This window comes from Mycobacterium sp., from assembly GCF_049647605.1.
GTDB lineage: Bacteria > Actinomycetota > Actinomycetes > Mycobacteriales > Mycobacteriaceae > Mycobacterium.
This window is the reverse complement of sequence record NZ_JBARXZ010000188.1, coordinates 31,967-49,514: the sequence shown is the minus strand read 5'-3', so window position 1 is coordinate 49,514 and position 17,548 is coordinate 31,967. Positions and strand designations below refer to the sequence as shown.

At 64.6% G+C, this 17,548-nt stretch carries 16 protein-coding genes, 1 tRNA gene and 2 pseudogenes; 10 read left to right on the top strand and 9 right to left on the bottom strand.

Annotation, left to right across the window (positions count from 1 at the left end):
* Positions 1-1,304: pseudogene (locus WBB07_RS24240) on the top strand (hypothetical protein); the annotation flags it as partial.
* Here the strand turns inward: WBB07_RS24240 and WBB07_RS24235 are convergent.
* On the bottom strand, positions 1,261-1,923 hold the full coding sequence (locus tag WBB07_RS24235; protein ID WP_526311352.1) for a hemerythrin domain-containing protein: 663 nt from the start codon (positions 1,921-1,923) through the stop codon (positions 1,261-1,263). The pseudogene WBB07_RS24240 and the gene WBB07_RS24235 sit on opposite strands and share 44 nt — an antisense overlap.
* A gap of 229 nt (positions 1,924-2,152) precedes the next feature.
* Here WBB07_RS24235 and WBB07_RS24230 point away from each other — a divergent pair, with 229 nt between their 5' ends.
* Both WBB07_RS24230 and WBB07_RS24225 read left to right on the top strand, forming a co-directional pair.
* Positions 2,153-2,566 (top strand): PASTA domain-containing protein, encoded by a 414-nt coding sequence (locus tag WBB07_RS24230; RefSeq protein ID WP_526311350.1) that lies wholly within the window; start codon positions 2,153-2,155, stop codon positions 2,564-2,566.
* Between the two features lie 31 nt (positions 2,567-2,597).
* Entirely contained in the window at positions 2,598-2,822 is a 225-nt protein-coding gene (locus WBB07_RS24225; protein ID WP_526311349.1) for a hypothetical protein, read from the top strand.
* A 13-nt stretch (positions 2,823-2,835) separates the two neighbouring features.
* Here WBB07_RS24225 and WBB07_RS24220 read toward each other — a convergent pair whose 3' ends face one another.
* Together WBB07_RS24220 and WBB07_RS24215 are read right to left on the bottom strand one after the other, a co-directional pair.
* Positions 2,836-3,417 (bottom strand): TetR/AcrR family transcriptional regulator, encoded by a 582-nt coding sequence (locus WBB07_RS24220; RefSeq protein WP_526311347.1) that lies wholly within the window; start codon positions 3,415-3,417, stop codon positions 2,836-2,838.
* Between the two features lie 410 nt (positions 3,418-3,827).
* Positions 3,828-4,601 carry a FadR/GntR family transcriptional regulator gene (locus WBB07_RS24215; protein ID WP_526311345.1) on the bottom strand — a complete coding sequence of 258 codons (774 nt, stop codon included), beginning with the start codon at positions 4,599-4,601 and terminating at the stop codon, positions 3,828-3,830.
* Between the two features lie 80 nt (positions 4,602-4,681).
* Between WBB07_RS24215 and WBB07_RS24210 the strand changes: the two genes are divergently transcribed.
* On the top strand, positions 4,682-5,599 hold the full coding sequence (locus WBB07_RS24210; RefSeq protein WP_526311343.1) for a proline iminopeptidase-family hydrolase: 918 nt from the start codon (positions 4,682-4,684) through the stop codon (positions 5,597-5,599).
* Positions 5,600-5,631: 32 nt separating this feature from the next.
* Entirely contained in the window at positions 5,632-7,014 is a 1,383-nt protein-coding gene (locus WBB07_RS24205; RefSeq protein ID WP_526311341.1) for an amino acid permease, read from the top strand.
* 140 nt (positions 7,015-7,154) lie between these two features.
* Here WBB07_RS24205 and WBB07_RS24200 read toward each other — a convergent pair whose 3' ends face one another.
* From WBB07_RS24200 to WBB07_RS24190, 3 genes are all read right to left on the bottom strand, one after another.
* Positions 7,155-7,649, bottom strand: a complete 495-nt coding sequence (locus tag WBB07_RS24200; RefSeq protein WP_526311339.1) for a hypothetical protein — start codon at positions 7,647-7,649, stop codon at positions 7,155-7,157.
* A 142-nt stretch (positions 7,650-7,791) separates the two neighbouring features.
* Positions 7,792-9,435: an alpha/beta hydrolase gene (locus WBB07_RS24195; RefSeq protein WP_526311337.1), complete on the bottom strand. Its 1,644-nt coding sequence runs from the start codon at positions 9,433-9,435 to the stop codon at positions 7,792-7,794.
* Positions 9,436-9,444: 9 nt separating this feature from the next.
* The gene (locus WBB07_RS24190) at positions 9,445-9,768 is read right to left on the bottom strand and encodes a WXG100 family type VII secretion target (RefSeq protein WP_526311335.1); all 324 of its coding nucleotides are present in this window, start codon (positions 9,766-9,768) and stop codon (positions 9,445-9,447) included.
* Between the two features lie 715 nt (positions 9,769-10,483).
* On the opposite strand from WBB07_RS24190, the pseudogene WBB07_RS24185 reads away from it, so the two are divergent.
* Together WBB07_RS24185 and WBB07_RS24180 are read left to right on the top strand one after the other, a co-directional pair.
* Positions 10,484-10,570: pseudogene (locus WBB07_RS24185) on the top strand (DUF2510 domain-containing protein); the annotation flags it as partial.
* Between the two features lie 243 nt (positions 10,571-10,813).
* Positions 10,814-11,059: a hypothetical protein gene (locus WBB07_RS24180; RefSeq protein ID WP_526311360.1), complete on the top strand. Its 246-nt coding sequence runs from the start codon at positions 10,814-10,816 to the stop codon at positions 11,057-11,059.
* Positions 11,060-12,588: 1,529 nt separating this feature from the next.
* Here the strand turns inward: WBB07_RS24180 and WBB07_RS24175 are convergent.
* The 3 genes from WBB07_RS24175 to pgm all read right to left on the bottom strand — a co-directional run bounded on the left by WBB07_RS24175 (position 12,589) and on the right by pgm (position 15,650).
* A tRNA-Ala gene (locus tag WBB07_RS24175) sits at positions 12,589-12,664 on the bottom strand.
* A 50-nt stretch (positions 12,665-12,714) separates the two neighbouring features.
* A complete protein-coding gene (locus WBB07_RS24170; RefSeq protein ID WP_526311333.1) occupies positions 12,715-14,007 on the bottom strand; it encodes an MFS transporter in 1,293 nt (430 codons plus the stop codon).
* The gene (pgm, locus tag WBB07_RS24165) at positions 14,004-15,650 is read right to left on the bottom strand and encodes a phosphoglucomutase (alpha-D-glucose-1,6-bisphosphate-dependent) (protein ID WP_526311331.1); all 1,647 of its coding nucleotides are present in this window, start codon (positions 15,648-15,650) and stop codon (positions 14,004-14,006) included. The genes WBB07_RS24170 and pgm overlap by 4 nt, the downstream gene beginning before the upstream one ends.
* A 109-nt stretch (positions 15,651-15,759) precedes the next feature.
* On the opposite strand from pgm, the gene crcB (WBB07_RS24160) reads away from it, so the two are divergent.
* The 3 genes from crcB (WBB07_RS24160) to WBB07_RS24150 are packed head-to-tail and all read left to right on the top strand — an operon-like array spanning position 15,760 to position 17,533.
* Positions 15,760-16,155 (top strand): fluoride efflux transporter CrcB, encoded by a 396-nt coding sequence (crcB, locus tag WBB07_RS24160; protein WP_526311329.1) that lies wholly within the window; start codon positions 15,760-15,762, stop codon positions 16,153-16,155.
* Positions 16,128-16,517 carry a fluoride efflux transporter CrcB gene (gene crcB, locus WBB07_RS24155; protein ID WP_526311327.1) on the top strand — a complete coding sequence of 130 codons (390 nt, stop codon included), beginning with the start codon at positions 16,128-16,130 and terminating at the stop codon, positions 16,515-16,517. Before crcB (WBB07_RS24160) ends, crcB (WBB07_RS24155) begins: the two co-directional genes overlap by 28 nt.
* A complete protein-coding gene (locus tag WBB07_RS24150; RefSeq protein ID WP_526311326.1) occupies positions 16,514-17,533 on the top strand; it encodes a DUF190 domain-containing protein in 1,020 nt (339 codons plus the stop codon). Before crcB (WBB07_RS24155) ends, WBB07_RS24150 begins: the two co-directional genes overlap by 4 nt.
* The last annotated feature ends 15 nt before the right edge of the window (positions 17,534-17,548 follow it).

The window sequence follows — 17,548 nt, the reverse complement described above, 5'->3', positions numbered from 1 at the left end:
CGTTACACCTCGCCGAAGCCGCTGCCCGGATGAACGATCTGGCCCAGGCTGGGGTGACCGACGCCGACCGGGTGCGCATTCTCATTCAGATCACCGGCGCCGCAGCCCAGGCCGGTGCCAGTGCCACCGCCCGACCCGCGCGGGCCCGGGCGGTGCAGTTGGCCGCCGGCAGCGGGGACCCCAGCCTGGAACTGGCGGCGCTGACCTCCTACCGCGCGCCGATCTCGTGGACCGTTGCCGGACTCGGGGATGACGCGACCGCCATCGAACTGCCATTGCGTCGGGCCCTCGCCGATCACCGTGACGCCGACCCGACGACCAGGGTGTGGCTGCTGGTGGCCCTGATCTTCGAAACCGAGAACGCCGCTGCCGCACACGGTATGCACGAGGTATTGGCCTGGTCGGCGGAAGCCCTGGAGATCGCCCGTACCGCAGCCGATCCGACGGCGCTGTGCGCAGCCTTGAACGCCAGAGCTTACCTGTCGTTGGGCCCAGACCTGGCCGCGGAACGGGAAACACTGGCGGCCGAACTGCTTTCGGTCGCTCGAGACAACGGCCTGCTCGGCTATCAGGCACTGGCGCACTGGTTCCTGTTCATGTGCGCCTCGGGCCGAACCGACCTGGCCGAAGCGATGCGCCAGGCCGATCTGGCCGTCGAGCATTCCACCAGTGGCCAATTGGCGGCATTGGTACACGTTCTCCAGGTGTATCAGGCGGTGCTGCACGTGCTCGCAGGCCGGCTACCGGAGGCAGAACGGGCCTACCGCCGACTGGCACAGCAGATGGCCGATACCGGCATGGCGCGCACCGCAGAAGTGGCGCTGGTCTTCGAACTGGTACTGGCCTTCGCCCGCGACGATCTGAGCGGCCTGACCGAAGCCATGATCGCCGTTCACCGAATCAACCCCGACGCCATGAACGAAACGCTGGTGCTGTGCCTGCTGGATTCGGGGCGCGTCGACGAGGCCCGACACCAGTGGAACCAACGGATTCCGGTGCAGCGCAACTACTATTGGCTGGCGCGGATGGCGTTGTTTGCCCGCGCCGCCGTCCGGCTGGGTGACCTCGACGAGTGTGCTCGGGCCTACCGCGAGTTGCTCCCGTGGGCGGGCCGTATCGCCGGGATAGACTCCGGCTCCGTGGCATTCGGCACCGTCGATGACGCGCTGGCGCTGCTCGCCGATGCCTTGTCGCGGCCCGAGGACGCGGCCCGGCACCGCGCCGACGCTCACGTGGTGTTGGCCCGGGTTGCTGCCGACGTCAGCCCCAGATCGCCTTCTCCATCCGGCGGTAGCGCGGCCTGACCGCGGCCAGCAGAACGCCGATCATCGGTCCGGCTTCGGCTTTCAGGGTGTCGAATTCAGCCGGGGTGACCGCCGCAGCGATACGTGGCAGTTCGAACGACATCCGCGCGGCCTTGCGAATCCGCGCCTCGGCATCCTTCCAGTCCTGGACCGAAAGATAGCGCCGGATCACCGGGAAGGTGTCACGTTCTTCTTCGGCGATGTGTTCCCGCAGCATGTTCCGCATCTCCACCAGCCGCGCCGCCAGCACCGCGGCGGTCTGCCGTGACGGATCGGCGCCAAAACCTGTGGTGGCGACCTCGAGGCCGTCGATCTTCGGATCGAGCGCCTCGTGATCCTCGGTCAACGGCGAGAGATCGACGGCCGAACCCGCGCGCTGTTGGATCACCGGCCACAGGATGTCGTCCTCGGCGCAGTGGTGATGGTGGATGGACCTGCCCATCAGACCCAGATAGCGCACCAGGGCCCGCACCCGGCGGCGGGTGATCGGTACTCCCCCGTCGGCCATCGCCATCGCGACCCCGGTCGTGCGATCAAGGTCTCGCAGCATCACACGGTGTGCGATCTCCATACCGAGGGTGTCCGGGACTGTGGAGGTGACGGACGAGTCGATGTTCATAGTGCGCTCCTGTTCGACGTGGTTCAGACCAACCGCTGAGGTGACCTCACTGTCGCTGCGGGCACTTGCCGAGGACTTGTCCGCGACTTGCCGGCGGAGCAGCCGGACCAGATCTCACAAACTGTCTACACAGCAACATCCCAGCATTTAGCCTGTCTCCGGACTACAGGGGGAATCAATGCACATATGCAGGGCGATGGCGGCTGCGATCGGCGCGACAGTAATCGGGTTGAGTGCGTCCGCATGCGGCGGGGGTAGCGAGGCGGCCAAGCCGTCGACAGTGACCGTGACGAGTTCGGTCGTGGTGACCGCACCGGCCGCGGCCCCGGCACCACCACTGGCCGATGGGACAGCAGCGCCGGTTGCGCCCGCGGCTGGGGCACCCGCGCCACTGGAGGCGTCTTGGACGATGCCAAATCTCATCGGCCGGAATTTGCAAGATGCCCAAGACTCCATCCAAGCGTTGACGGAGTTCCAGAACGCATTCAGCACGTCGACCGACCTCACAGGTAAGGGCCGCGCTCAAATCATGGACCGGAACTGGCAGGTGTGCAGTTCCACGCCCGCCCCCGGGACCACGATCACCGCGGCCACACTCATTGACTTCGGTGTGGTTCGCATCGACACGGAGAGCTGCCCGTGAAGCACAGCCTGTGCTGTTTCCAGGAGTGCAAATGAGCTTGCGCGCGTTCGTTCTCGGCTTGAGTGGGCTATTGATCCTCGTCGGTGCAATCCTGGTCGTTCTCAACCGTTTACGCGCGTTCGAGACCTGCAGTACAACAATCGACTTCTACGGGATGAGTGAAGTCTGCACCCAGTCACCTACCCTGCTCATCGTCGGCATGATCCTCACCGGCCTGGGCTTACTCACCGCCATCGGCGCGGTTCTCGTCGACTGACCGCGGCCGCGGCTCAGCGGTGTCCGTCCGTGCGCACTGCGTGCCAGACCAGGTCCGAAACCGAACGGCAGTAGTCGTCGTCCACCAGTTCGCCGGTGAACAGAACGCGCATGTTGATCGGAGCGAAGAGCATCTCCAGCGCAATGAAGACGTCGACACCGTCACGTAGCTCGCCCCTCAGCCGGGCACGGTCCAGGACAACCCGGACGGTGCCGGCACGGAGCCGCCAGGCCGTTCGGCGAAGGTCGACACTCGGCAGTTTCTGATCCTCGATGAGGTGCGCCATCTGGAGGGTGCGGCCCGGCTCCGAGTCCAGGTAGTTGGCCATTCCGGTCGCCAGCCAATACAAGTCGGTGCGCAGGTCACCACTGTCGGGTGGCGCCATGTCCTCACCGGGCCACCGTGCCAGCACGTCGAGAATGAGTCGGTTCGGACAGTCACCCCAGTGCTTGCGGATCACAGCCGGATCGAGGCCGTGGCGATCGGCCATCGTCGAGACGCTGAAGCGGTCGATTCCCCACTTGACCAGTTCGTCGCGCGCCGCCTCCATGATGCGGCGCAACTCCTCGGCCGACATCGAACCCTGATCCGCCACTCGCTCACCCCGACCCGTTTAGGTTTCCCACCGCCAATTCCCAGCAACCCCACAGAAATGGTAGCGGCACCGCGACCTGCGTGAATACAACGCCCTGTCTACGACAAAGCGTGCCCTGGCCGAGGTCGAGGCGGGTCGTCGACAGCGGAGCCGGTAATTTCCACCCAAGCCATGTTCATACTGGTCAGCGGCTTGTTGAGCTGCTCCAGATCGTGCGATCCGAGTGACGAGTCCCGATGTGCACCGTGGTGGGCGCTTTGCCGCGGTCGATGCTAACAGGGGGTACCTCTGCAAACTCGGCACTTGGACAGCCTGTTCAGTTCGACGTCCGCGTGTGGCCGCGGCCAGCTACGGCCGTCACTGTGAGGGTGCGCACACTGCGCAGAGGCGTACGTGGTTCGAACAAACCGTCAGACAGCCGACACCCCGGCCCGGCGCATTGCAGCCGAGATGTGTTCAAGATCGATGGTCAGGTGTGCTCGTGCGATCGCGTCGGCGTCGTCACCGCGGCCATCGGCAATGGCATCGACGAGCTGTGTGTGTTCCTCCATCGCCCGCGCTTCCATGTCACGCATGGTGGCCGCATCACCCCAGCGGTGTGTCGAGGTGCCCACACCGTTCGACGATTCCAGGGTCACGAGGAGCTGTTTGAGGGTTGCGTTGTGGGCGGCGTCCATGATGGCCAGATGCAGGCGGCCGTCGGCAAGCTGCGCATTCAAGCCGCTCTCGGCGTCGCTGTAGTCCTGCAGACGGGCGGTCAGAGTCTTGATGTCGGCGTTGGTGCGCGACTCTGCGGCGGCCCGGCACACTGCCCCGTGCAGTCGAGCGATGGCCTCGCTGCGATCCCGCAGCTCGTCGAATCGCAGGGTCAGGGTGCGTGCTACCGCCGGAGTGGACGACTCAGGCCATTGGTCGAGAACATAGGAGCCGCCGCCTCGTCCTCGTCGGGTTTCCAGCAGTCCACGCTCGACCAGCCGGGCCAGCGCCGCTCTGACGGTCATTCGGCCGACCCCCAGCGCTTCGGCCAGTTCACGTTCGACGGGTAGACGGCCGCCCGGCAGGTACTCGCCGATAGCAATCGCAGTGACCAATCGGTCGGTGACCTCATCGACGCGCGACGGGGACTCAAGCTGCTGGGCCAGCAACCCCGGTGAAGGCGTGTCACCTACGGGCATACAGACCATCCAATCTCCTCGATGTCACCGCCATGTTAATTACAAACAATGGGCTTGCCGCGAGACCTTTTATGACTCATTCTGAGCTCATGCCCGTCGAAACCCGCACGATTGCCTTTCGTGAACATGAAACCTGGGTGAAGATCACCCGTCCTACAGATCCGCGACCTGGCGCGTTGCCACTGGTCGTCCTGCACGGCGGCCCCGGAATGGCTCATGACTACGTTGCCAACATCTCGGCATTGGCCGAAGAGACCGGTCGCACCGTGGTGCACTACGACCAAATCGGCTGTGGCAGAAGCACTCACCTGCCGCACGCGCCGAAAGACTTCTGGACCCCGGAGTTGTTCATCGAGGAGTTCCACACCGTGCGGGAGGCCCTCGACCTCGGGACGTACCACCTTCTCGGCCAGTCATGGGGCGGAATGCTGGGCGCCGAGATCGCCGTGCGCCAACCTGCAGGGCTGGCATCACTGGCGATCTGCAACTCCCCCGCCGCCATGGATCTGTGGGTCGCCGGGGCGGCCGAGCTGCGCGCCGAACTGCCCGCCGAGACGCAGGCGGCACTCCTGCGTCATGAATCCGACGGGACGGTCACCCATCCCGAATACCTCGCCGCAGCAGCAGAGTTCTACCGCCGCCATGTGTGCCGCAGCGAGCCCACGCCGCAGGCTTTCCTCGACAGTGAAAGGCAAATGGAAGCCGACCCCACCGTCTACCACACGATGAACGGCCCCAACGAGTTTCACGTCATCGGGACGCTGAAGAACTGGACGGTGATCGAACGCCTCCCGGAGATCGTCGCGCCCACTCTGGTACTTGCCGGCGAATTCGACGAAGCGACGCCCACCACGTGGCAGCCCTTCGTCGACCACATCCCCGACGTCAGCTCGTATGTCTTTGCAGAGTCCAGCCATTGCACCCATCTCGAGCAACCGGAGAACTTCCGTGCCGTTGTCGCCACGTTCCTCGACAAACACGACCTGGCCAGTGCGGGCCGGGCGTGATCTGACAATCCCACTCCCGACAGGAATCCACGATGGTTGGCACCACTGATCCCCTCACCACTGGCGAAGGCCAGCGCACGCTCGAATCATTCGGCTACAAACAAGAACTCAACCGGTCCATTTCCACATTCGACCTCGTGGTCTACGGCCTGGTCTTCATGGTGCCCATTGCTCCGTGGACCATCTTCGGCACCGTCTACAACAGCTCTTCGGGAATGGTCCCGCTGGTCTACCTCATCGGGCTGGTTGCGATGCTGTTCACCGCAGCCGCATATGCGCAGATGGCCAAGTCGTTCCCGCTGGCGGGATCGGTCTTCTCCTATGTCGGGCGCGGAATTCACCCCACCGCAGGATTTTTCGCGGGATGGGCAATCCTGCTCGACTACCTTCTGGTACCGACACTGCTCTATGTCTTTGCCGCGGAATCAATGGTCGGGCTGTTCCCCGGAACCCCACGGTGGCTATGGGCGGTCATCTTCGTGGCCGTGAACACTGTCGTCAACCTTCTGGGTGTCAGCTCGCTGAAGATCGTCAACCGACTGTTCCTGGCCGTCGAGCTGGTGTTCGTGGTGATCTTCGTGGTGATAGCCGTCCGCGTCATCAGCGGACACAGCGTGCCGGACATCGGCTGGAGCACCACACCGATCTGGAACTCCAGTGCCGTCAGCGCCTCGCTACTGGCCGGCGCCCTGTCGATCGCCGTGCTGAGTTTCCTTGGCTTCGACGGTATTTCAACGCTCGCCGAAGAATCCACCGGGAAAAAGAACCCGGCCGGCAAAGCCATGCTCATCGCGCTCTGCCTGGTGGCCACACTGTTTGTCACCCAGACCTGGCTGGCCAGCTTGCTCGCCGGCGGTCGAGAGTCGTTCAGTGACGACGAGGTGGGCAACGCGTTCTTCCTTCTTGTTCAGGCCGCGTCCAACACCGGCTGGATGAACGCCTTCTTTGTCGTCAACGTATTGGCGGTGGGTCTGGCGAATGCCATGGCCGCGCAGGCGGCCACCAGCCGGCTGCTGTTCTCGATGAGCCGTGACCGGCAGCTGCCGTCTTTTCTGTCCAAGATCAGCTCACGGCAGGTGCCCGTTGCCGCGATCCTGGTGGTGAGCGCGCTGAGCACCATGCTGGTGCTGTTCTTCGTCGGACAAATCGGTCTCATTGCGTCGCTGGTGAACTTCGGCGCTCTCTTCGGCTTCTGCCTGCTGCACATCTCGGTGATCTGGTACTACCTGGTGAAGCAGAAGTCCAAGAACTACCTGCTGCACCTGGTGGTGCCGACCCTGGGCTTTCTGATCATCGGCTACGTGCTGATCAATGCCGACGCGTTGGCCAAGATCGGTGGCCTGGTCTGGCTGGCGATCGGAGCGGTGATCTTCGGGATCAACGTGGTTCGCCGGCGATCGAACGTCACCGCCTAGGTTGCGACCGCTGGTCGTCCGGTGCCGGCCGTCGATCGCAGTGCATCGTCACCGTGGCCTACCAGCCCGCGGCGGTGACCGGGCCGGCTGTGCAGGTGACGCAGCCGCTAGAAATCATATCGGAGGATATCGATCATCCGTCACGGAGTCGATGAACTCTGCTCGATGACAGGCGGATTCCGCGGAAGGTCCTCATTCCGCAGGGTGCCCGGGTAACACGGTGAGGCGGCAATAATGCTCGGTGGATACTCCGGCGGATAGCTGGCGGCGATTTGCAAAACGTAGCCATCAGGGGCGTATCCGAAGCGGTTGGGCTTCGCGTAGCCATCGCGCTCGATGACCTCCCACCCCCAGCTTTCCCATACCCGCCCCACGTCATCAACGAGCTGATGGAAGTCGATCTGCGCCGAGGTCTGGATATCTCGCCAGTCCGAAAAGCGCACCGGTGCGTCAGGCCCGCTGGGGTTGTCTTCGCAATAGTTGGTATCGCCGCCGGCGATGTATCTGGTGCCATCGAGACTGCTCCCTGGCGGCAACGCGTTCACCGTCTCCTGCAAGTAGCGCAGCACCGTGTCCTGCGCTTCTTGCTGGCTCGTCGGGATCTTCGGTGATGGCACGTTCGGTGTCGGTTCCATGGGACCTCCCGGGATCAAGGTAACGCTGGACGACTCAGCAGGGGGCGGCGGATCAGCGGCCGGACCATCGGTCGAGCAAGCAGCGAGCGCGCCGCACGCGAGGAGTGCGGCGAGAAATCCTGTCGGACTTGGCATCAGCACCTCAGGGGTTGAAGGTCGGTGGCGTCACGTCGGTCCTTCCGGCGATGATACGACCCATGTTGATCAGGGCCGGATTGTTCATGTTGTCCCAATAGCTGCTGTGGGCATCGACCGATGGCAGACCGAATGGCCATGTCTCGCCTGGTGCTGCCTCGAACGGGATGGCCCCGAACTTGCCCGACATCGGATCAGGCCCGAGCGTCGCGCCCGTGACCGCGCCGATGATGTCGTTTTCGGCCCGGGTCGCGAACACGTGGGCACCGTCAGGCAGATTGAGGTTGCTTGCATGGTCAGTAAGCACCCCTGGGCTCCCCACGGCCACAACATTGTTCGCATCCAACTGCCCGTCGAGTGCGGCGGCACCCATGATGGTTGAGCCGTAGCTGTGTCCAATGACCGTGTTGATCGAATCCCCACCGGCGGTCACGTTGTCATGGGAGGCACGCAGACCGTCTTGGAAGCTCTGCAACGTACCGGCGCCATTGTGGGCGTAGTTCGGCGAGGCAGCGTTCCACACCTCCATCGGCCGGTCGTAGCCCATCCAGGTCGCCACCGACACGTCGCCTGGCTGCAGTGACCGGTCGGCATTGAGTGTCGCCTGGTACATGAGTTTCGATTTGTCGGCACTGAACTCGAAGCGGCCGAGATCCTGGCCCGTGCCCGGAACGAAGGTCGCAGACCGCGTGGCGTCATCCGGGTTGTTGAGGGAGACCGCCGCACGCCCCTGATCATCGAGCACACCAAGGAATCGCGGAATCCCATCCGATGAATCCAGAGCCTTGCGAACTTGCGCGTACTCATTGCTTGCTTTGTTGGCCGCGTCCCACTGAGGCTTCCAGGTCTGCCATTCGGGCGTCGAGCGGAACGGCGCCTCTCCACCCGCCCAGTCCGGATGCGCAGCGCGCAGTCGATCCAGCTCGGTCTGCGTCGCCTGTTGCAGCTCGGTCAGGTGCCGTTCGTTGAACAGATGCCGGTCGTCAAACGGCATGCCGTCGCTGTTGCCAATGAACGGGTTCTGCTCGTACAGCAGCTCTTTCTGCTCATCGGTGAGCTTGTCCCAAAAGTCGTTGAACTCTTGGGGGTCTTCGGGCAGCGGACCGCCTTCAAGCGCTGCTTGCACGTCCGGATCGCTGGCATGTGGCGATTCGGGGATTGGCACTGATCCACCGGCCATATCGATGGCGTTGGCCAGCGCCATGTCCACGAGGTTGGCTTCGGCGATCAGCTTGTCCACTCGTGGCTGGAGCTGCTGCTGCTTGATGAGGACTTCCATCGGGTTGCCGCTGGTGCCGGGTCCTGGCACCACTTGCCCGGACACCGGGTCGATCTCCATACCGAGCGCGGCGGCATCGGCTTTGAGGGTGGCCAGCTCCGATCTGATGCGTTCGATTTCGTCTGCCGCACTGCGGGCAGCATTGGCGACCGCCAGCGCTTCTTGCCCGTGTGCGTCCAGGTCAGCACGGGTCTTGCCGATAGCTTCCTTAGCGGCTTCGGCCGCCTCGCCGCCCCACGTCGTGAAGGCAGGCAACTGCGCCAGGCCATTGGCGGCATCCTGGACCGCTTTGGCGCGGCTGCTGGCAGCGTGGAACACCTCGCGGACGTCGCCGGCATCCCAGCGCTCGATGTCGGCGATAGTGAGGGTCACGGCAATCCGCTACATCCGGCTAGCGATGGCATCCGCTTGCTGCCCCGGCACTTTCAGTGCTTCGGCGTGCCGTTCTTCCATGGAGCAGAACTCCTGCGCGCAGGTGTGCAGGCCCTGGGCGTGGTCACTGAGGCGCGTCAGGAGGGTGGTGGTCGTGATCGACCATGCCGCCATGCGGAGCGCCATGGATGCCGCTGATTGGCCCTGCCAACCACCTTGGGCACTTTCGATGCGGCTATCCGCCGTGCAGTGCTTGGCGGCCACATTTTCGCCGTGACCGGTGACCGCCACCCCAGATGCCACCAGATCTTCGATGCTCACCTTCAGTGCCACAGCGCCCCCTCCCGGCGTTTGTGCTGCTGGGACATGCTTAGCAGCAAATGGAAGGTGGGGTAGTCAGTTGGTCATACCTCAACCTGGGAAACGAATGCGGACAGTTCGCTGGGCAAGTAGCATCGCTGCATTCGCAGGCTCTTGCCACTTCGGGGATGGCTCGCGGCAACATCTCTCTATCAAGGCGGGAGTTCGCGCTAGTTCCGCTGGGGCGTTTTCACGCGGACCGAATGCCCAGAGCCGCGCTGTGGTTGTCGATCGCTTTGGTGATCTCGACGATGGCGCTCATCGCAGTCGCGGTTGCTTTATGGACGCGGGAGGATCCACCTTCCGCCGCCACCCAGGCGGCTAGCACGACATCTCCGCAAGAGTGGATCGAGGCCATCTGCGCTACCGGTACCTATCAGAATGGCAGAGGCGGGAACGTGCTGACCGGCTCGACGGGAGCTGCAACCTGTTATACGGAAACGTCCCAAGCCTCGGTATTCGTCGGTACCTACGAGTCGCAGTTCCGCTTCGAGAACGCCGCTGCGAACTTCTCGCAGAACGGCGCCTACGCTGCCCGAACTGATGCGTCGGGACAGTTGTGGGTCTTTACTCACCGGATCGCCGAGCCGACCTGCAGCAGCTGGCCAGGTTTGGGTTCTCGCTGCGCAATGGGTGAGCCAGTTGCACCAAGTTCCTTTGCGAGAAGCTCAATCCTCAGGAGGCCGATATGACCACACCTGGCTGGTATCCCGACCCAGGAACGTCGGCCGGCGAGCGCTATTGGGATGGGTCGGCCTGGACGACGCAAACACGGAGCCCCAGTAGCGGTTTCGTTCCACGTTCCCGCAGGCTGCCAGCTCCCCCTCTCGTGATCGGGCTGAGCGTTGCACTTGCCGTCGTCCTGCTTCTTACGACGGCCGGCGTCGTTGCGCTCCTTCGCTCCAGCGACCAAGCAGGCATCCAGGATCCTGCCGTAGCTGGACCGTCATCGCTGACTGGTACGAGTGACGACTGGTTAAGCACTGTGTGCGCACCTGGCATGTACATGGATGGCGGGGTGACCATGCCAGAATCGACCAGCACTGGGATCTGCCTGCCGCGCGCAAATGAGAGCCCCGTATCGATCGGTTCGTTTCGCAGCGATTTCTCCGCCCGAAATGTCGGCACGCTGCTCACAAACCAAGGTGGCAGCTATGCGACCGGTGCGGATGCAACGGGCACCGTCTGGCTGTTTGTCTCATCCTGGCAAGACGACGGAGCGACCTTGCTACCCCTTGCCGCCTACGGTTTCACAATGCACTGACGATCACGCCGATCCAAGCCGCACCAAAGCCGCTGTTGCTAGATGATCGCTGGAGGGAGCCGAACAGGTGACAGACCCCGACTCACCGCTGACGCCCGATGGGCGGGACACTCAGTACATCGATCCGAGCTGGCCGACCCCGCTCCCGTCGATGCGCGTACCAGACGCTCCCGAAACGGGACCAGCACATCTTGCATCGGCGGGCGGGCGCGGGCGTCTGCGGCTCGTCGTCATCGTCAGCATTCTGGGAGCAACGCTCGGTGGAGCTGCCACTGGTCTCGTTCTACTTAGGGGTACCGGCGGAGAGTCCGCGCCGCCGCGGGTTGAGACACCGGCAACCCCTGAACTACCTCGTGTCGCAGCGCCTCCTGGCTCGACCACCCGCTCACCACCCTTGGCACCTTCGCCGAGGGTAGGAGCCACAACTGACCTCTCTCCGAACGCTGGCCCTGATGTCATCGTTCGCACACCGTCAGGTCGAGCAAGATGTTTGTTGAATACTGCAGAAGTCGTCTGTCAGTCTTCGGGCGCGGTCGACGAAGGGAACCGTGGATTCGTCCAAGCTCCGCTCAGTGAGTCAGGTATGCACTTCGTCCTTGCTGCCATCGACGCGTCCGGGAACTTTCAGTGGGCGAACGGCAACATCCCGGGTGCGTACCCAGAAAACGACCACGTGCTCACCTACGGCAGCAGCTACTCCGCGATGGGGTGGGTCATCCGAAGCTCGCCAGCCGGCACAACATTCACGAACAGCGGGACGCAGCGTGGCATGTTCGTGAGCATCGAGAACGTCAGTACATTCTGATAACAATCGGCCACGTGCACTTCGAAGCCCAATGTCGCGACAAGCTAGCTTGTTCGCGGCGATCGCTCCCAGTTTGTGGGCTCTGAGATTGACGAGATCCATTCGCAATTGCCGAGAACGCCGGGAACCTCCCGGCTGGCAAACCAGCTAGCCGCCCTGGTCGCTAGCCCAGTTGTCGAGTAGCTCGCGTGGGAGTTCACGTCGAAAAATCTGCAATCTTCTCAAGTACTTGTAGTCAAGTTACGCTCACGAAACGCGGCCGAGAGGTCAGCTCGAACCGGGCGGCGTCGGCAGATTGCCAACGAGTTCGGCGACTGGGATGGGGCAGGCATCCTCCAAGCCCATAGGTAGCATGACTATCAATCCAGAGACCATGAATCCCAATACCTTGAATCCTGGAGAGATTCCTCGTACCTCGTACCGTAGGCGCACCCAGGCGGACGTTTCCGTCCGGGACGGCACGCAGCATTGGGGAGGCGGGTGAACGGTATGGGCGGCGGCGATGGAATCGTTGGCGGCGGCGACGGTTAGCAACAAGACGACGTCACCGACCACGAACTGCAGCCAGAACTCGCGGAACTTCGTGCGTTACAGGACCGGGTCGCAAGCGAATCCGGCCCCTCAAACGCGAATGTCACCGCCGAAAGCGGTGACATTCGCGACCAGAGATCCTCTTCTCGTGCCAGCGGCGTTGAAGAGGTCGCTCTTTTGAGTAACACCCATATGGTGGAGCTAAGGGGATTCGAACCCCTGACCCCCACACTGCCAGTGTGGTGCGCTACCAACTGCGCCATAGCCCCTTGTGCGATTCGAAGTTACACCACTGGTGAACTCCAGCCAAAATCGCTGGTCACGGAAGCTCGCCACCGCCTTCCGGACCCAGTGGTCGCGCCGGGGTGTGGGCGGCTTCCGGTGTGGGTCGTGTCTCCGGCGCAAACACCCACCCGAGTGCGGCCGCCAGCAGGATCGCCCCGCTGATCGCAAACGCCCACCCGAACGACAGGTACTGCGCGATCAGCCCCACCACCAGTGAGCCGCCGATCGAACCGACGTCGGCCGTCATCTGGAAGGCGGCGACAGCGGTGCCGCCGCGCGCCTTGCTGCCGATGATGTCGGCCACAGCCGCCTGCTGCGGCGAAGTGAAGATGCCCGTCGCGAACCCGGCGATGAAAGCCGACACCAGGAACGGGATCAGGCCATCGGTGAGGCCCACGATCATCGTCGACACCCCCGCCACCGTCAGCCCGACAATCAGCAGCACCCGCCGCCCGGTCCGGTCCGACAGCCGCCCGCTGGGCACCACCGCACAGACGTTGCCGATCGCGAACGTCGCCAGCGCCAGCCCCGCCACCCCGGCACCCCGATCCAGCACCTCGGTGACAAACAGCGGCACCAGGGCAATACGCAGACCCCACGCCGACCACCCGGTGGCGAAGTTCGACAGCAGCGCCGCACGATAGGCCCGGTTACGCAGCGCCTGGCGCACCGTCACCGTCTCGGCCGTCTCCGCCTCCGGCGCGGCCAACGACGACCGGCGCAGGCTGATGAACACCACCGCGGCGGCGATCAGCAGCGCCGCGCCGTAGATCAGGAACGGCGCCGACAGGCCCAGCCCGACGGTGAGGCTGCCCAACACGGGCCCTCCGACCGACCCGATCAGGAACGCCGACGAGAACATGCCGGCGACCCGACCACGGGCGTTGTCCGGGCTGATCCGGATCATCAGGCCCAGCGCGGAGATGAAGAACATCGTCGACCCGATCCCGCCGAGCGCCCGGAACAGCAGCAGCTGCCAGTAGGTCGCCGCGAACGCACACGCGCCGGTGGACACCGCCACGATCACCAGCCCGCTGACGTAGATCCGGCGCTCCCCCAGCCGCTGCACCAGCGTGCCCGCCGCCGGCGCAAACGCCAGCCGCATCAACGCGAAAGCGGTGATGACAAACGTCGCCGCGCTGATGCTGACACCGAAGTTGCGCGCATACTCCGGTATCACCGGCGCGACCACCCCGTAGCCCAACGCGATGACCGCGTTGGAGAAGATCAGAATCCAGACTTCGCTGGGCAGCTTGGGCTTGGGCTGGGGCGACCCGGCGTCCGACGAGGTGTCGGACGAACAGTCGCCCTCCGAGACAGAACTCACGAGATGACTGTATTCACCACCTCACGGGCCGCCTCCTGCACCTGCGCCAGATGCTCAGGCCCCAGGTAGGACTCGGCGTAGATCTTGTAGACGTCCTCGGTGCCCGATGGCCGCGCAGCGAACCAGGCGTTCTCGGTGGTGACTTTCAAGCCACCGATGGCCGCGCCGTTACCGGGTGCGGTGGTCAGTTTGGCGGTGATGGGCTCACCGGCGAGCTCGGTGGCTTCGACCTGGTCCGGTGAGAGCTTGGCGAGTCTGGCCTTCTGGTCCCGGTTGGCGGGCGCATCGATGCGGGCATAGGTCGGGGCACCGTACTGCTCGGCCAGCGTCAGGTAGCGCTGAGACGGGGTGGCGCCGGTGACCGCCAGGATCTCCGAGGCCAGCAGCGCCAGGATGATGCCGTCCTTGTCGGTGGTCCACACCGTCCCGTCCTTGCGCAGGAACGACGCGCCCGCCGATTCCTCGCCACCGAATCCGATTGTGCCGCCGATCAATCCGTCGACAAACCATTTGAAGCCGACCGGGACCTCGACAAGTCTGCGGCCGATCCCCGCCACCACCCGGTCGATGATGGAGCTACTGACCGCGGTTTTGCCGACGGCCACCTCACCCGGCCAGTCCGGCCGGTGCGTGTACAGGTAGTCGATCGCCACCGCCAGGTAGTGGTTGGGGTTCATCAGCCCGCCGTCGGGGGTGACGATGCCGTGCCGGTCGGAGTCGGCGTCGTTACCGGTGGCGATCTGGTAGGCCGTGTTGTCTTCATCGAACTTCCGGATCAGCGAGGCCATCGCATTCGGCGAGCTGCAATCCATCCGGATCTTGCCGTCGGTGTCCAGCGTCATGAACCGCCACGTCGCATCCACCAGCGGGTTGACCACGGTGAGATCCAGGTTGTGCCGTTCGGCTATGGCAGCCCAGTAGTCGACGCTGGCGCCGCCGAGCGGGTCGGCCCCGATGCGCACCCCGGCAGCCCGGATCGCATGGATGTCGACAACATTCGGCAGATCGGAGACGTAGGCATCCAGGTAGTCGTGGCGTTCATGGGTTCGCAGTGCCCGGGCCAGCGGGACCCGCTTCACACCTTTGCCGCCCTCAGCCAGGATTTTGTTGGCGCGCTTGGCGATCCATCCGGTGGCGTCGGTGTCCGCCGGACCGCCGTTGGGTGGGTTGTACTTGAAGCCCCCGTCCCGGGGCGGATTGTGGGACGGGGTGACGACGATGCCGTCGGCGAGGTCGGCGTCCCGGCCCGCATTGAACGTCAGGATGGCGTGACTGACAGCCGGGGTCGGCGTGTAGCGGTCGGCCGAGTCGATCATCGCGACGACGTCGTTGGCCGCCAGCACCTCCAGCGCCGTCACCCAGGCGGGCTCGGACAGACCGTGGGTGTCACGGCCGATGAACAGCGGTCCGGTGACGCCCTGGGAGGCGCGGTACTCGACGATGGCCTGAGTTGTCGCCAGGATGTGCGCTTCGTTGAAGGCGCCGTCGAGCGCGGAGCCGCGGTGCCCTGAGGTACCGAACGCCACCTGCTGGGCGATGTCCTCGGGATCCGGCTGGATTGTGTAGTAGGCGGTGACAAGATGCGGGAGATCGATCAGGTCTTCTGGTTGTGCCGGTTGACCGGCACGAGGATTGGCAGCCACCCGGTCAATTCTGCCCACTCTCGCGGCACTTCGCGCGCAGCTGGACACATTGGACCGCCGCGGCGGCTTCAGCGCCCCGTTTGTTCAATCACCCGTCACACTGTGTGCTGTGTTCGGTCATGACAACCGCGAACTTGCCGCCGTGTTCTTCGGCGGCGCACTGGGCACATTGGCGCGGGCCGTGTTGGTGACGGTGGCCGCACCACGTCCCGACCAGTGGCCGTGGGCAACGTTTGTGGTGAACATCGCCGGCGCGTTCCTGTTGGGTTACTTCACCACCCGCCTGCTCGAACGGCTGCCGCTGTCGAGCTACCGGCGGCCGCTGCTGGGTACCGGCCTGTGTGGCGGGCTCACGACGTTCTCCACGATGCAGCTCGAGACGCTGCGCATGATCGAGCATCACCACTACGGTTTGGCCGCCGGCTACGTGACGGCCAGCATCGTCGCCGGTCTTGCGGCAATGCACCTCGCGACGGCATGGGTGCGACGGGCGCGGGTGCGGTGAATCCGGCAATCTGGCTGGCTGTCATGGTCATTGGTGGGTTCGGGGCGACCGCTCGGTTCCTGCTCGACCGGGCCGTGTCGCGTCGCGTGACCCGGCCGTTCCCCTACGGCACGCTGGCGGTGAACATCAGTGGCGCGTTGGCGCTGGGATTCGTCAGCGGGCTGGTGCTCAGCCACGAGGCGGCGCTGCTGGCGGGTACCGCGCTCATCGGCGCCTATACGACGTTCTCCACCTGGATGCTGGAGACTCACCGCCTTGCCGAGGACCGCCAGATCCGGCCGGCGCTCGGCAACATCGTGGTCAGCGTCGCGCTGGGTATTCCGGCGACCGTGTTCGGCCAGTGGATCGCGGGTTTCCTGTGAGCCGGCCGGACGAGGCGTTGACGCTGACGGCCTTCTTCGCCGAGCGGGAACGCAGCGCCGGCCGGTTCCTGGCCGAGGTCTTGTTGGAGCTGTTCCACAGCCGCGGTATCGCCAGCAGTGTGATGTTGCGCGGTATCGCCGGATTCGGACCCGCCAATGTCATCCGTAGTGATCGATCGCTGAGTCTTTCCGAGGACCCGCCCGTGACCGTCACCGCCGTGGATACCGCCGAGCCGATCGCCGCGCTGGCCGATCAGGTGGCGGCGATGACCGGTCGCGGACTGTTGACCGTGCACCCCACCAGCCTGGGCTCACCGCCCGCTGACACCGGGTCGGTGCGGGTGACGCTGTATCTGGCGCGCCGCCAGCGGGTCGACGGCGAACCGGGTTACGTCGCGGCCATCAGGGTGCTGCAGCGCTGCGGTTTCGCCGGCGCCGAAGCGTTCCTCGGGGTCGACGGCACCGTGGCGGGGCAGCGCCGGCGGGCACGATTTTTCAGCAGCAACAGCACGGTCCCCCTGGTGGTCTCGGGCGTCGGCAGGGCCGCTGCGGCAGCCATCGCGATACCGGAGCTACAGGCCCTGGTGCCGCACCCCCTGCTGACGGTCGAGCCGGTCCTGGTGTGCAAGCAAGACGGCTTGACGCTCGCCACACCGGCCGACCTCCCAGGTTCGCAGTTCCAGAAGCTGACGGTGCGCACCACCGAGGACGCCTACCACCACGGCCGGCCGATTCACCGCGCCCTGATCCGTCGACTCAAGGAAGCCGATGCCAGCGGGGCGACCGCACTGCGCGGCCTGTGGGGTTTCCACGGCAGCGAGGAGCCGCACGGCGACAGGTTCCTGCAGCTGACGCGGCAGGTGCCGGTGTCCACGGTCATCATCGACACTCCGCAGAACATCAGCGCTGCATTCGCCATCGTCGACGAGTTGACCGCCGAGCGCGGATCGGTGGTGTGCGAAGCGGTGCCTACCGTGCTGGCTCTGCGCGATGACCACGGCCCGGGTGCGAGGTAAGCGTAGCCTTGCTTT

Excerpts from the sequence above, each read along its gene's own strand:
- WBB07_RS24235 (WP_526311352.1), bottom strand. The coding sequence starts at position 1,923 with ATGAACATCGACTCGTCCGTCACCTCCACAGTCCCGGACACCCTCGGT.
- WBB07_RS24225 (WP_526311349.1), top strand. The coding sequence starts at position 2,598 with ATGAGCTTGCGCGCGTTCGTTCTCGGCTTGAGTGGGCTATTGATCCTC.
- WBB07_RS24215 (WP_526311345.1), bottom strand. The coding sequence starts at position 4,601 with ATGGTCTGTATGCCCGTAGGTGACACGCCTTCACCGGGGTTGCTGGCC.
- WBB07_RS24210 (WP_526311343.1), top strand. The coding sequence starts at position 4,682 with ATGCCCGTCGAAACCCGCACGATTGCCTTTCGTGAACATGAAACCTGG.
- WBB07_RS24205 (WP_526311341.1), top strand. The coding sequence starts at position 5,632 with ATGGTTGGCACCACTGATCCCCTCACCACTGGCGAAGGCCAGCGCACG.
- WBB07_RS24200 (WP_526311339.1), bottom strand. The coding sequence starts at position 7,649 with ATGGAACCGACACCGAACGTGCCATCACCGAAGATCCCGACGAGCCAG.
- crcB (WP_526311327.1), top strand. The coding sequence starts at position 16,128 with ATGGGTGCGACGGGCGCGGGTGCGGTGAATCCGGCAATCTGGCTGGCT.